The sequence below is a fragment of the Clostridium intestinale genome (assembly GCF_035905475.1).
Classification (GTDB): Bacteria; Bacillota; Clostridia; order Clostridiales; family Clostridiaceae; genus Clostridium_T; species Clostridium_T intestinale.
In genome coordinates this window covers 3,760,138-3,773,924 of the sequence record NZ_CP121166.1, presented here as the reverse complement: position 1 = coordinate 3,773,924, position 13,787 = coordinate 3,760,138, and the positions used below count along the sequence as shown (strand labels likewise).

Annotated in this window: 14 protein-coding genes, 1 tRNA gene and 1 other RNA gene; 1 reads left to right on the top strand and 15 read right to left on the bottom strand. The window is 32.5% G+C overall.

The features are described from left to right. Position 1: 1 nt before the first annotated feature. Genes P8F83_RS19260 through thiS form a run of 8 tightly spaced genes read right to left on the bottom strand, consistent with a single transcriptional unit; the run spans position 2 to position 7,605 of the window. Positions 2–316, bottom strand: a complete 315-nt coding sequence (locus P8F83_RS19260) for a 4Fe-4S dicluster domain-containing protein (RefSeq protein ID WP_073021647.1) — start codon at positions 314–316, stop codon at positions 2–4. Next, entirely contained in the window at positions 297–1,988 is a 1,692-nt protein-coding gene (locus tag P8F83_RS19255) for an adenylyl-sulfate reductase subunit alpha (RefSeq protein ID WP_326512311.1), read from the bottom strand. The genes P8F83_RS19260 and P8F83_RS19255 overlap by 20 nt, the downstream gene beginning before the upstream one ends. Beyond that, on the bottom strand, positions 1,979–2,578 hold the full coding sequence (gene cysC / locus P8F83_RS19250) for an adenylyl-sulfate kinase (protein ID WP_326512310.1): 600 nt from the start codon (positions 2,576–2,578) through the stop codon (positions 1,979–1,981). Before cysC ends, P8F83_RS19255 begins: the two co-directional genes overlap by 10 nt. Before the next feature lie 9 nt (positions 2,579–2,587). Further along, entirely contained in the window at positions 2,588–3,817 is a 1,230-nt protein-coding gene (locus P8F83_RS19245; protein ID WP_326512309.1) for an O-acetylhomoserine aminocarboxypropyltransferase/cysteine synthase family protein, read from the bottom strand. Positions 3,818–3,828: 11 nt separating this feature from the next. Beyond that, on the bottom strand, positions 3,829–6,132 hold the full coding sequence (locus P8F83_RS19240) for a sulfurtransferase TusA family protein (protein WP_326512308.1): 2,304 nt from the start codon (positions 6,130–6,132) through the stop codon (positions 3,829–3,831). A 22-nt stretch (positions 6,133–6,154) separates the two neighbouring features. Beyond that, positions 6,155–6,562 (bottom strand): M67 family metallopeptidase, encoded by a 408-nt coding sequence (locus tag P8F83_RS19235; RefSeq protein WP_326512307.1) that lies wholly within the window; start codon positions 6,560–6,562, stop codon positions 6,155–6,157. A 22-nt stretch (positions 6,563–6,584) separates the two neighbouring features. Then, positions 6,585–7,400, bottom strand: coding sequence for a HesA/MoeB/ThiF family protein (locus P8F83_RS19230; RefSeq protein WP_326512306.1), 816 nt, complete (start codon positions 7,398–7,400; stop codon positions 6,585–6,587). Further along, positions 7,390–7,605, bottom strand: coding sequence for a sulfur carrier protein ThiS (gene thiS, locus P8F83_RS19225; RefSeq protein WP_073021663.1), 216 nt, complete (start codon positions 7,603–7,605; stop codon positions 7,390–7,392). Before thiS ends, P8F83_RS19230 begins: the two co-directional genes overlap by 11 nt. Before the next feature lie 266 nt (positions 7,606–7,871). Here thiS and P8F83_RS19220 point away from each other — a divergent pair, with 266 nt between their 5' ends. Then, positions 7,872–8,363: a dihydrofolate reductase gene (locus P8F83_RS19220; protein WP_326512305.1), complete on the top strand. Its 492-nt coding sequence runs from the start codon at positions 7,872–7,874 to the stop codon at positions 8,361–8,363. A gap of 24 nt (positions 8,364–8,387) precedes the next feature. Here P8F83_RS19220 and P8F83_RS19215 read toward each other — a convergent pair whose 3' ends face one another. From P8F83_RS19215 to P8F83_RS19185, 7 genes are all read right to left on the bottom strand, one after another. Further along, a complete protein-coding gene (locus P8F83_RS19215) occupies positions 8,388–9,194 on the bottom strand; it encodes a YitT family protein (RefSeq protein WP_326514864.1) in 807 nt (268 codons plus the stop codon). Positions 9,195–9,355: 161 nt separating this feature from the next. Then, positions 9,356–10,063 carry a superoxide dismutase gene (locus P8F83_RS19210; RefSeq protein WP_474198366.1) on the bottom strand — a complete coding sequence of 236 codons (708 nt, stop codon included), beginning with the start codon at positions 10,061–10,063 and terminating at the stop codon, positions 9,356–9,358. Between the two features lie 275 nt (positions 10,064–10,338). After that, positions 10,339–10,603, bottom strand: an RNA gene (gene ffs, locus P8F83_RS19205) — signal recognition particle sRNA large type. A gap of 4 nt (positions 10,604–10,607) precedes the next feature. After that, positions 10,608–10,697 (bottom strand) — tRNA-Ser (locus P8F83_RS19200). A 175-nt stretch (positions 10,698–10,872) separates the two neighbouring features. After that, on the bottom strand, positions 10,873–11,646 hold the full coding sequence (lgt, locus tag P8F83_RS19195) for a prolipoprotein diacylglyceryl transferase (RefSeq protein ID WP_021803914.1): 774 nt from the start codon (positions 11,644–11,646) through the stop codon (positions 10,873–10,875). Between the two features lie 276 nt (positions 11,647–11,922). Further along, entirely contained in the window at positions 11,923–12,267 is a 345-nt protein-coding gene (locus P8F83_RS19190; RefSeq protein ID WP_021803915.1) for an FMN-binding protein, read from the bottom strand. Positions 12,268–12,291: 24 nt separating this feature from the next. After that, positions 12,292–13,710: a flavocytochrome c gene (locus P8F83_RS19185; protein WP_326512304.1), complete on the bottom strand. Its 1,419-nt coding sequence runs from the start codon at positions 13,708–13,710 to the stop codon at positions 12,292–12,294. Positions 13,711–13,787: the final 77 nt, after the last annotated feature.

The window sequence follows — 13,787 nt, the reverse complement described above, 5'->3', positions numbered from 1 at the left end:
CCTAATACTTGTTCGATTCTTTTCTATTGGTTGTTATAACTTTTTCATTTCCGTTTTTATCTACTATATGCCAGTGAAGATCCTCCTTTTGTTTATTAACATAAAGATAAGCACCTTTTCCACCTATATCTTCACCTAAGTAATACTCTATGGCTTTTACTGGGCATTCTTTTAAACATGCCGTACAACCCCAACAGTCTTTTTCATACTTAATATATGCCTTGCCTTCAGAGTCTCTATATATTAAGCTTCCAGGACAAACCTCTAAGCATTTTCCACATTTAATACATGTTTCTTTACGAATTCTTATGCTCATAATTTTCATCCTTTCCTACTATATCTCTTAAAATAATCTCTATAGCCCCATCTTTATATACAGAGTTTACATACTTAAACCAGTTACCATCATCTCTTTCAGGAGAATCAATATTCTCTTCATAACATCTCCATCTAGTTTCTTCTCTTGTTAGTAAATGTTCTATAAGTACCTCTGAAACTTGAAGTCTATCTATTATTTCATAAATAAATAGAAGCTCATGTAAATCATTAGCCTTTAATCTATTAACTTTTTCAAACAGCTCTTTGATTTTAGTTTTAGCTATAGTTAAGCTTTCTTTGCTATATCTATAGTATTTAGATATTCCACCTGCATACTCATCCATTATGGTCTGCATTTCTTTTTCTAAGTCTTCTATAGACATGCTAGCTTCTTCATTTAAGAAGAATTTATTTAACTCTTCAAGCTTACTATTAATTTTAATATCAGCTAAAGTTTCTAACTGTTGCTTCTTTATATACTCTAAGGCATCCTCAGATGCTATTTCTCCCTCAACAAAACATCCTGTAACATACTTCTTAGGGCTTCCCCCTGTCACATCTCCTGCTGCATATAACCCTTCTAATGTACTCTTCCTATTTCTATCCACCCAATAACCACTAGCTGTATGTCCCCCAACTATATATGGCTCAGTTCCATCTATCTCAACATTCTCTGTAGATGGTGATGTATTATTTTCAACCCACTTTAAAGTTTGGCTAGGAGCCATATTAAGATAAGCCTTTAATAAGTCCATTCCCTGCTCTTCTGATATACCTTGAGTTTTAAGGTAACATGGTCCAAGTCCCTGCATATTCTCCATTAAGGTTGAGTGAAGTCTATTTATAGTAGTAGGATTTCCATACTTTCTGACATAGGTTTCTCCACTGCCATTAATTTGTGGAGTTCTTATACCTTGAGCTATAGTTCCTGTAGGAGCTATAGTATCTTTACATCTTAAAGCTATAAACCTCATCTCAAAGGTAGTCATCTCAGCTCCAGCTCTTATTCCCATAGCATATCCCGCTCCAGTATTAAAAGGGCTGTACCACATTTTGTGCCTTGAAAAGCCTGCATTATTAGGTTTATATATTCCAGCAGCTCCTCCTGTTGCACAAATAGTTGCTTTGCTATATATCACATAGAAAATATTTTCTTTTATAGAGAAGCCGTAAGCACCTATAACCTTATTATCCTTCACTATATAATCAGTTATATTAACTCCATTTAGAACTTCTATATTTTCTCTCTTAGCTAGTTGTTCTGCTAAAAGTGGTTTTATATTTTCACCGTTTATTTTTATACTTCTTTTACCTCTTGATTGGTAATTGCCCTTATCATCTTTTAATATAGGAAGTCCATATTCTTCTACTTTTTTAGTTACACTATTTAGTCTCTCTGCAATTGTGTAAACTAAATCTTCTCTAATAACACCGTAAAACTCCTCTTTTACATAATCTAAAAATGATTGTGGTGTTTCTCCATCAACTATATAAGCATTTAACGCATTCACTCCAGCCGCTAGACAACCACTTCTTTTTATATTTGCTTTTTCAGCTACTAAGACCCTTATTGATTCACTTTCACTAGCCTTTAAAGCAGAGAAGCAGCCAGCTGCTCCTCCCCCTATTATTAAAATATCCGTAGTTAAAACCTTAGTTTTTAGCTCCATAAACCCTCCTCTAGATAAGCTATTAACTTATCTACACATTCGTCTAGGGTGTTTAAATGGGTTGATACCACTATTTCTGGGTTTATAGGATTTTCATAAGGCGAATCAATTCCAGTGAAATGTTTTATCTCTCCTGCTCTAGCCTTTTTATAAATTCCTTTAGGATCTCGTTTCTCGCATACTTCTATTGGGCAGTCAATGTATATCTCAACAAAATCTTTTTCAAGTAGATCCCTTACCTTTTGTCTATCTTCTCTAAATGGAGACACAAAAGTAGTTATAGTTATCACTCCAGCATCTACAAAAAGTTTACATATTTCTCCTATTCTTCTTATATTCTCCATCCTATCTTCATCTGAAAAACCTAAATCAGAATTTAATCCATGTCTTACATTATCTCCATCTAAGGTGTAAGTCAGTTTTCCCATATCATGAAGCCTCTTCTCTAAGCTTGATGCTACTGTAGACTTTCCTGACCCAGATAGACCAGTAAACCATAGAACAACTCCCTTTTGTTTTAATAGCTCTTCTCTATCTTCTCTAGAGACATTCATTTTGTGCCACACTACATTAGTTGATTTTTTCTCCATCCTATCACCTCATATAGCCTTTAATGCTTCTTCAATGTCCCCGATTATATCTTCTATATCCTCAATTCCAACAGATAATCTTATTAGATCTTCATAAACTCCCATTTGAAGCTTTTCTTCCGCTGTATTGTTTAGGCATATAGTTGATGCAGGGTGTATTATAAGTGTTTTTGTATCTCCTACGTTAGTAAGATTAACTATTAGTTTTAATTCATTTATAAACTTAAAGCTTCTCTCTTTAGTTCCTAGTCTAAAAGTTAAAATCCCACTGGCACCTTTTTCATAATATTTTTCAGCTAAATCATAATAAGGTGAAGATTTTAATTTAGGATAATTTACTGAAACTACCTTCTCATGAGCTTCTAAATATTCCGCAACCTTTAAAGTATTCTCACAGTGCTGTTTCATTCTTAAAGATAAAGTTTCTATTCCAGTAAGATTTAAGAAAGCACTCATAGGAGATAAAGCTGCTCCTAAATCTTTTCCTATGGTATCTCTTAGCTTACCTGTGAAGGCCATCTTTCCAAACTTCTTAGAGTAGTTACTGAAGTTCTCAAACTTCTCATTTTTATATTTAGTACTTCCGCCATCAACTATAACTCCACCTATTGAGTTAGAAGTTCCGTTTATATATTTTGAAGTTGAGTGTATAACAACATCAGCTCCATATTTTATAGGATTTATTAGGTATGGAGTTGTTATGGTTGAATCCACAATAAATATAATATTGTGTTTATTACAGAACTCACTTACTTTTTCAATATCTAAAATGTCTAGCTTAGGATTTCCTATAGCTTCTGCAAATAGAACCTTAGTTTTTTCAGTAACTACTTTTTCTAAACTTTCTTCATCTAAATTCTCAAGAAAGTTAGTTTTTATTCCATAGGATTTTAGGTTTCTAAATAAAGTATAAGTTCCTCCAAATAATCCTGAAGAAGATATTATTTCGTCTCCACTTTCAACTATGTTCATAATAGCTAGATATATAGCACTCATACCTGAAGCTGCTGCTGTAGCCGCCATTGCACCTTCTACGCTAGCTATTCTTCTTTCAAAGGCATTTATAGTAGGATTTGATATTCTTGTATAGGCAAACCCCATAGCTGTTCCCTTAAATATTCCTTCAAGCTTTTCTGGTGAAGTGTGAGCATATGCATTGGATAGAAACACAGGAGTGTTAGTAGCTCCTGTACTATCTAAAGCCTCATTTCCATGAATTAACTTCGTGGTAAACTTCATAAACGTACCCCCTACTTCTTTTCTATAACTAATAAGTTATAGCCATCATAGTTAGTGTCTATAGAAACTATTTTGTGTCCTTCTTTTTCAACACTCTTAGGAACATTATTTATTGGCGCTCCATCATCTAAGTAAAACCCTCTCTGATCTCCAGATTTTATCTTAGATAGCTCTACCTTAACTTTTACAAAGTTTATAGGACATTGAACACCTCTAAAGTCAACAACTTGAACAGAAGATTTAGAATCTTCAACCTTTTCTGCCTCTATTTCAGTTTCTTTCGCTAAGGTTATTTCTAATTGTCCATTTAAAGAAGCATACATATCCCTAACCTTAGTTGCTAAGTATTTAATATCATCTTCTTTAGAGGTTATATCACTTACATCTCCTAATTTGTAATCTATAAGTTCATCAAAAAGATCTTTTATACTTTCTTTTACATATCCCTCTTCTATAAAATGTTTGCTAAACTCTTTAAATATTTGTCTATCCTTATCTGTATCAACACCTTTTAATATTAAAAGCGCTCTTGCTGCTGATACTGCTCCGCTATATAGATCGGCTGAGTTTTTGCTTACAGAGAATTTTTGAAGTGAGCTATCTGCATTGGCTAAATCTAACTTTATAACATCAAATACTCCTGTACTACATTCTCCGGCTCCTCTACCCTCTATAGAGAACTTTTTAGAAGCACCAAAATCATAATAAAGCTCTGGATTCTCATTAGCACTATCTACAGAAGAATAGTCTTCAACTAATTTCTTTATATCTTCTCTTTTTTCTTTTAGGAAGTTCTCAAAGCCCTTAATTTCTGAAGAAACTTTTAACCCTGCAAGCTCTAGTAGATATTTAGGAATCTTTTTAGCTGGAATATCTCCAAAAACTTCACCCATCTTTGCTCCACCAGCACCTACAAATCCACCAAAGGATATTGAATAAGATGGAACTAATCCATCCTCAGATCTTATTGCTCTTCCACTAAATCCAATTGACCCTTTTTGATGTTGTCCACAAGAGTTAGGACATCCAGAAATAAATAGTCTAGGTAAAGCATCCTTAATTTCATCACTTGCTCCCTTAAACTCTTCTTTTATCCCATTTAATAACCCTTGTGATAGACACAATCCTAACTGACAGGTTGATGCTCCAGCACAGGTTACTGAATTATCTAAATTAAACTTAGATGAAAAATCTTCAATCTCTTCTACTAGTTTTTCTGCATCATTTCCTTTTAAGTTTCTTACATAAAATCCTTGTGTGGTAGTTAGTCTAATATCAGAATCATAGCTTAAATTCTTAACAAAATTTATTATCTTGTTTATAGATTCTGAATTCATATTTCCGCTTTGAGGATGAACATAAACTGAATAATATCCATCTTGCTTTTGCTTGAATATAACATTTTTATATTCATCTTTTATCTCTATAGAATATCCTGCATCATAGTCAGTATTTTCAAAAGCACTGTCCTCTATAACTAAATCTAGGTCTCTACTCGCTTTTACCCTATTTAACTCATTATTGAATAGCTCAAGGAATTTTTCTTCCCCTAATCTATGAACTATATATCTAATTCTAGCTTTATGTTTATTGCTTCTATCTCCTTCTTTTTCAAAAAGTTCTTTCATAGCCTGTACATAATATAAAGCTTCTTTAGTTTCTATAAAATCTGATAACTTAATAGCTACTCGTGGATTTCCACCAAAGCCGCCTCCACCATATACTTCAAAGCCCTTAACTCCATCCTGAAGCTTTGCAATAAATCCTAAGTCAGAAATAGTCGCATTGGCTGTATCTTCTGGAGAGTTTGAAAAAGCTATTTTATACTTTCTTGGAAGATTCATAGTTGATGGATCCTTAATAAGATAGTCTGTAACCTCTTTTACATAAGCAGTTACGTCAAAGACTTCATCACTAGAAACTCCTGATAATGGTGATAAAGCCACATTTCTTACTGTATTTCCACCAGTTCCTTTTGTAATTATCCCAACCTTTATTAACTTTTCCATAATTGCATGAACATTTGTTAATTCTACATTTTGAAACTGAATATCTTCTCTAGAAGTCAGATGTATTTTCCCGTTAGAATACTTATCTGCTAGTTTAGATACTGTTTCGAACTGCTCTAGGTTAATTACTCCACCAGGTACTCTAAGTCTAACCATGTAAGTTTCTTTTTCTCTTTGTTCATAAATTCCCATAGCTACTCTAAATGCTTTAAATCTTAATGGGTCTATTTCTTTATTTAAATACTGCTTTGATTTTACATCAAATTCCTCTACACTTTTAAAATGCTCTTCTAATACATTTATCATTTTATCCACCCCAAATAATTATTTAACTAATCAGGTATTCTAACTTTTCTACACCTTCTTTAGTTATCTTGAATATATTAAAAACTGGCTCCTCTTTTTCTAGCGAAACTATTCCATATAGCGCTTTAGGATCGTAGGCAAGTTTCTTATCCTCCTCTGATGGTCTTGATGGAGTATAAGGATGGGAGTGGTAATTCCCTAATAATATCAGTGCTTTTCCTCTTATAGCTCTAATAGTATCAAACTGCTCTTTAGGATCCATGGAAAAGTGTTCACTACTTTCATCTATGTTTCTTAATGCATATACCTTTTCTATATAGACATCCTCTTCTTTTTTTGTACCTGCGATAAGTCCACAACACTCTAATGGATATTCTGCTTTAGCTTGGTTAATTATCTTTTCATACTCTACTTTTGGTAAATATATCATTTATAGCCCTCCTAAATTAAACCTAAAGCCTAAGGTCACAAGTTGGAGCTGCATAATCTATAAGTTCAGTTATAGTAGGATGTTCTCCACAAACTCCACATTTCTTATTATGATTTACTTTGATTTTCTTAAACTGCATCTTTAATGAATCATAAGTAAGAAGATATCCTGCAAGTGGTTCCCCGATTCCAAGCAAATATTTTAATGCTTCAGTAGCTTGAAGAGTTCCTATCACTCCTCCCATAACCCCTAAAACTCCAGCTTCTCTACAAGTTGGAACTGCACCTTCTGGTGGTGGTGTTTGGAATATACATCTATAACAAGGTGTTCCATTATCAGGTATATATGTTGTAAGTTGTCCTTGGAATCTTATTATCCCACCATGAGAGAATGGCTTTTTAGCTAATACACAGGCATCATTTATTAAAAACTTAGCTGAAAAATTATCTGTACCATCTATGATAAAGTCATAATCTTGATCTGCTATTATCTTCAATATATTTTCTGATGTAACAAACTCATGATAAGTTATTACGTTTATATCCGGATTCATTTCATTTATAGTTTCTTTTCCTGATTGGACTTTGAGCTTGCCCACATCTTTTGTTTGGTGAATTATTTGTCTTTGAAGATTAGATAAATCAACAACATCAGCATCAACGAGTCCTATAGTTCCAACACCTGCTGCCGCTAAAAACATTGCCGCTGGGGCCCCAAGTCCACCAGTGCCTATTATAAGAACCTTAGAATTAAGAAGTTTTTCTTGTCCTTCTACTCCAACTTCTGAAAGTATTATGTGTCTAGAATATCTCTCTATTTGATCATCTCTAAAGTCCAATACTTCCACCTCCCATAAAGTATAAGAAATCTACTTCGTCATTTTCTTTAAGCTTAGTGTCAGAAAAACTATCTCTTTCTAAAAACTCCCCATTTAATTGAACTGAAACCATATCCGGCATTTCTACATCCTCTGCTTTTAAAAGCTCAGTTACTGTTAAAATTTCTTCATAACTTTTTTGTTCTCCGTTAACTTTAATATTCATGTTTTCTCCCCCTAATCGTTATTGCCTAGTTTTTTAGTATGAATACTATATTTTTCTTGAATTATTATTAAAAATACCACTTTGTATTTAAATTGTCAATATGAATTTTCCATTTATTAAAGAGCTTATACATAGTAAATTCACATCAATCCGCATGTAGTCACACTTACTTATTTGGAAAATATATTTTTAAATATATAATATTTTTGTATCTTTATACTTACGCCATTTTATTATATAATTACTAGATAAAGGAGGATGTTCTTATGCTTTCAATAATAGTAGCTGTAGCTGAAAATAATTCTATTGGTAAAGATAACAATCTCCTATGGAGATTGCCAGGGGATCTAAAAAGATTTAAAGAAATAACTGATGGTAATACTATCGTTATGGGAAGAAAAACATTTCTTTCTCTACCAAAAGTTCTTCCTAACAGACATCATATAGTTATAACTAGAGATAAAAATTTTAGTATAGATGATAAAAACGTGACTGTTATTAATTCATTAGAAACTATTTTAGAAAAATACTCTAATAATCCTGAAGAGGTTTTTATAATTGGTGGCGGAGAAATTTACGCTTCGTTCTTCCCATATGTTGAAAAGATTTATTTAACCAAAGTTTATAAAAATTTTAATGGTGATACTTTCTTTCCAGAAATAGACTACTCTAAGTGGGAAAAGACTTATGAGAGTCCTGTACAAGAAGAAAACAATTTAAAATATCAGTATACAAATATAATAAAAAGAGAGCATTAGAAAATTTCTAATACTCTCTTTTTATTAATGTATAGCTCTCTTTTTATATCTCTTACCCGTTACCTCAACATTTCCTATGGTTATTAAGGCATTTTCATCAAACCCTAAAACTATAGATTTTAATTTAGTTATCTCAAGTCTAGAGACTATTACATATATAACATTAGTTTCTAAACCTTTATATGCACCTTTTCCATCTAATAATGTAAGCCCTCTTCCCAGCCTGTCCATTATTGCACTTGTTATGTCATCATACTGTTCTGATATAATCATTACAGCTTTAGCTTCATCTAATCCTTCTACAACAATATCTATTACCTTAAATGCTATGAAATATGCTAATAATGAGTACATTGCCTTATCCCATCCAAATATTAGGGAAGATATTCCTAATATAAAAAGGTTAAAAAACATGACAATCTCACCTATAGAAAAACTAACCCTCTTATCTAAGATAATAGCTACTATTTCTGTACCATCTAAAGAACCGCCATTTCTTATTATAAGTCCTACTCCTGCCCCCATTATTACACCACCAAAAACCGCTGCTAATAATATATCATGGGTTATTCCTGGTACAGGATGTAATACACTTACTCCTATAGATAAGCAAATTACTGAAAATAAAGTACATATAGTAAAAGTCTTTCCTATATGTTTATATCCCAGTATAAAAAATGGAACATTAAACAAAAATGTAAATAGTCCTAGAGGAAGCCCTGATACATGACTTGCCATAATTGACATTCCTACGACGCCCCCATCTACAAGCCCATTGGGAACCAAAAATATCTCTAATCCTATTGATACTAAAACACATCCTAAAATCATAAATAATCCATTTACTACATAATTAACTCTCTTTTTTACTTTCACTTTACTTCCTCCCCCCTTTTAGTTTATTTATAATTATACATTTTCTAATAAGCTTTAGTAAATATTAATTTTATCCATAATAAAAGGGAGATAAGATATCTCCCTTTTATAAAAATCTATCTAGCTTTATATAGCTCTTCAGCTTTATCCCAATTTACAACATTCCACCAATTATCTATGTATTCAGCCCTTTTATTTTGATACTTCAGATAATATGCATGTTCCCATACATCTATAGCTATTATAGGCTTTACTCCTAATTCTACTGGTCCGTCTTGATTTGGAGTAGATACTATCTTAAGATTTCCTTTATCATCTTTAACTAACCATGCCCAACCAGATCCAAATCTACCTAACGCCTCTTTTTTAAATTCCTCTTTAAACTTATCAAATGAACCAAAAGTTTTATCTATAGCAGTTTTTAGTTCCCCTTTTGCTTCTCCACCTTTATTAGGCCCTATTATTTCCCAAAAGAATGTATGATTATAATGTCCACCTGCATTATTTCTAATTTGTTCTTTAATTTCCTTAGGTAATTTTTCTAAATTAGATAATAAGTATTCTAAAGTTTTATCTTGAAGCTCTGGATATTTTTCTAATGCCTTGTTTAAGTTATCAATATAAGCTTGATGATGTTTGTCATGATGTATTCTCATTGTGGCTTCATCTATATATGGCTCTAGTGCATTGTATGCATATTTTAATGCTGGCAACTGAAATGGGTATGTATTTCCTACAACTTTATCATCTTTAGCCTTTACTGGAACCATAACTATTCCTAAAATCAGCATAGCTGCTAAAAGTATTCTTAATAATTTTTTCATTATATAAGCCCTCCTTTTTTCTAAAGTATTTTTTACTTTATTAAGGCGTTTTATTAATGTAAATTCTACCAAATTTTCTTTTGTGATATTTTTTTACATATTTTTTCTTGTTTTCCAGCCGCACGCCGTCGAAATTTCTACATATAGTATAGGTTATCCACATTGTCCACAATATGTTGTTGATAACTTTTTTATAGTATATTCTTTTTTTAATCTTCCTTTAAAATGAAAAAAACCTTTAAGATTTCTCTTAAAGGTTAATATACAATATAACACCGTGCACCTCACTTCGACAGTAATCTATGAACGTTACCTAAGTAGTTAGCTCAGACCAGGTTAATCCACGGCACACGGAAGGATTCACTTATCGCTGCTTCCTTCCGGACCTGACGAGGTTCATGAGCTTCCGTTGCGTGGGACCCAATCCTCAACACTACTTGCTTAGGGCAGACTCCACAAATTAAAGCCTAGGCGAGGAATTCAATCCTGCTATAGCGGATTGCAGGTTACAGGGCACCGCTAACTCCCCATCTAGCACGGTATATGGCGGAGAGAGGGGGATTCGAACCCCCGGTAGAGTTTCCCCTACACCCGCTTTCCAGGCGAGCTCCTTCAACCGCTCAGACATCTCTCCATATCAGTGCATTTCCTCTAGGTATATTAGGTTATCACCTAATTTCCTGACACGTATTCCATTATAACAATTTAAAAGTATTGAGTCAAGGCATTATACTAAAATAGACCTGTGGTAAGTTTTCACTTATTGAAAACTATATGGGAATAGCTATCAATAACTATTCCCATATATCTTAAGCTTTATTTCTTTCTCTAAAAGTTACAGCTGCTATATATATAACTCCAACTATTATACCTATAACACTTACTAATTGGGCTACTCTTATTCCCATAAAGTATAAGCTGTCTGTCCTTAAGCCCTCAATAAACACTCTTCCTAATGAATATAATGCAAAGTAAGCAAAGAACAATCTTCCCTTAAGATCTCCTCTATATGTTCTATATATCCACACTAAAAATATACACACAAGAACATTCCAAATAGATTCATATAAGAATGTTGGATTATAATAAGATCCATTTATATACATTCCTTTTTGAATAAACTCTGGAAATTTACTTATAAATTCTTCTGATACTTTTCCACCATGCGCTTCAGAATTAAAAAAGTTTCCCCATCTACCTAATGCTTGAGCTAGTATTATTGATGGTGCTGCTAAATCTGCATAATCTAACATAGATATCTTCTTCCATCTCGTATATATAAAAGCTCCAAGCATAGCTCCAATAAGACCTCCATGTATTGCTAAGCCACCTTGTCTTATATTTATAATTTCAGATAAATTATTTCTATAATAATCTAATTCAAATATAACATAATAAGCTCTTGCTCCCACTATCGCTAGTGGAAATGCTACTATAAATATATCAATTAATTTCTCAAAATCTATTTTTCTTTTAGGCGCATTTATATACGCTAATAAAAATGCAAGTATAATCCCTAAAGAAATAAGAATTCCATACCATCTAAATTCTATTCCAAATAAATCAAACGCAACTGGATTCATGTCTTTCTCCTCCATACTTTTTTTTATATTTTCTATGATACCACATTTTTATAGAATTTATATGAAGAATTTGAAGTGTATTCTATAATGATAGAAATTAATACCGTTTTATATTTATTCTATTTTATATCCATGGCTCTCTAAGGAGCATAAACACTATATCTTCTTAACAATATATATTTATAAGAAGATATATTCTTATATTCTTATCTTTTTATCTTCTCCTACAAAATAAAAACCGCTACAAATTTAATTGTAACGGTTCTTTAAGGGATTCTATTTTTTAGCTCCTTCTAGAGCTTGGTTAACTGCTTCTAACACTCCATGAGATGAAGACGATGCTCCACTAACAGCTTCTACATCTTCAGTGCTTTGTTTTTTTATTATATTTGGTATTAATTCATTTTTAACACCATCTATAATTGTCTCAGTTTCTTTATGCTCAAGAACTTCTATATTATCTATCTTACCGCTTTTTACAGTTACTTCAACTTTTATATTACTTGAAGCTCCTTTTCCTTCTCCTGTATATGTTCCATCTTTATATTTGCCGCTGCTACATGCAACAAACAAAACACTTAAAACCATTAATATGCTCATTAATCTCATTAACTTTTTCACTATATGAATCCTCCAAATTATAAATTATTTTATAAATGTTACTGCATTTTTTCCTGCTGTTCTTCCATAAGTAACTATATCTGCTAATGCGTTACCACCTAATCTATTTCCACCGTGAACTCCACCTGTAACTTCTCCTGCTGCATATAATCCTGGGATTGTATTTCCATCTTTATTTATAACTTCTGCATTTGTGTTTATTTTAACTCCACCCATTGTGTGGTGAACTGCTGGAGTAACAGGAATTGCATATACTTTCCCTTTGTTTAACTGTCTTGGAAGGTCTGGTCTCTTAAACTCATCATTTTTAGATTCAACACCTGTATTGTATTTATTAACACTTTCAGTTAATGCTGCTGGGTTTACTTCTATTTTCTTTGCTAATTCTTCTAAATTATCTGCTTCTATAACTAGTCCCATATTAAAATATTCTTCTGTAGCCTTTAAACTTTCTTTTAATCCATCTTCAAAGAATAAATATGCTAATTTATCTTTTTGCTCTAGTATTGCAGCTGAAACTACATCTCTAGTTTCTAACTCATTACAGAATCTTTTACCATCTTTATTTATAAGTATAGCTCCATTACCTCTTACTGCTTCTGTTACCATTACTGCTTTATCCGGTACAACTGTTGGATGAGTTTGAATTTCTGCCATGTCAACAAAATCTACATTTATTGCTTCAGCTAATTTTATACCATCTCCTGTAGCACCACTATGGTTAGTAGTTGCAAATCCTTTTAAGTTCGCATTATACGATACAATCATTTCTTCATTTGCTCCAAAACCACCAGCTGTAAGTATAACCGCCTTTGTATTTATTGTATAATCTTTGCCTTCTTTATCTGTAGCTTTAACTCCAGATACTTTTCCATCTTTATCTAATACTATCTCTGTAGCTTTATTCCATAATCTTATATCAACTTTTTCTTTATCCGCTGCTTCTTTTAATGTTTTTACTATGCTTGCTCCTGCTGCTGCACCACCTGTAGGTCTATGTGTTCTATAGTTAGTTGCTCCCGCCATTCTTCCAACGTCACTTAAGTCAGCTCCTAACTTAGTTAACCATGCAACAGAATCTTTAGCTTCGTTTGCTAATTTTCTAACTAAATCTGGGTTATTTTTGTTATATCCACCCTTCATTGTATCTTCATACATAGTTTCTATGCTATCTTTTATTCCTTTTTCTTTTTGTTGCTCAGTTTCTGCTGCATTTAATCCACCTGTAGCTCTGTTAGTATTTCCTCCAACCATAGGCATCTTTTCTAAAACTACAACATTTTTGGCACCATCTTGTTTAGCTTGTACAGCTGCTGAAAGCCCTGCTCCGCCAGCACCTATTACTACTACATCAGCACTTTCAGTTTTTTTACATCCAGTTAACGCTAAAACTGGTATAGCAATTGTCAAAACCATCATTACCGCTAAAATCTTTTTCTTCATTATTGTATCCCCCTGTAAAAGTTTTTTTCTACACCTAGAGTATATTTGTTAATTAATAAACAAACAACATTCTGCTC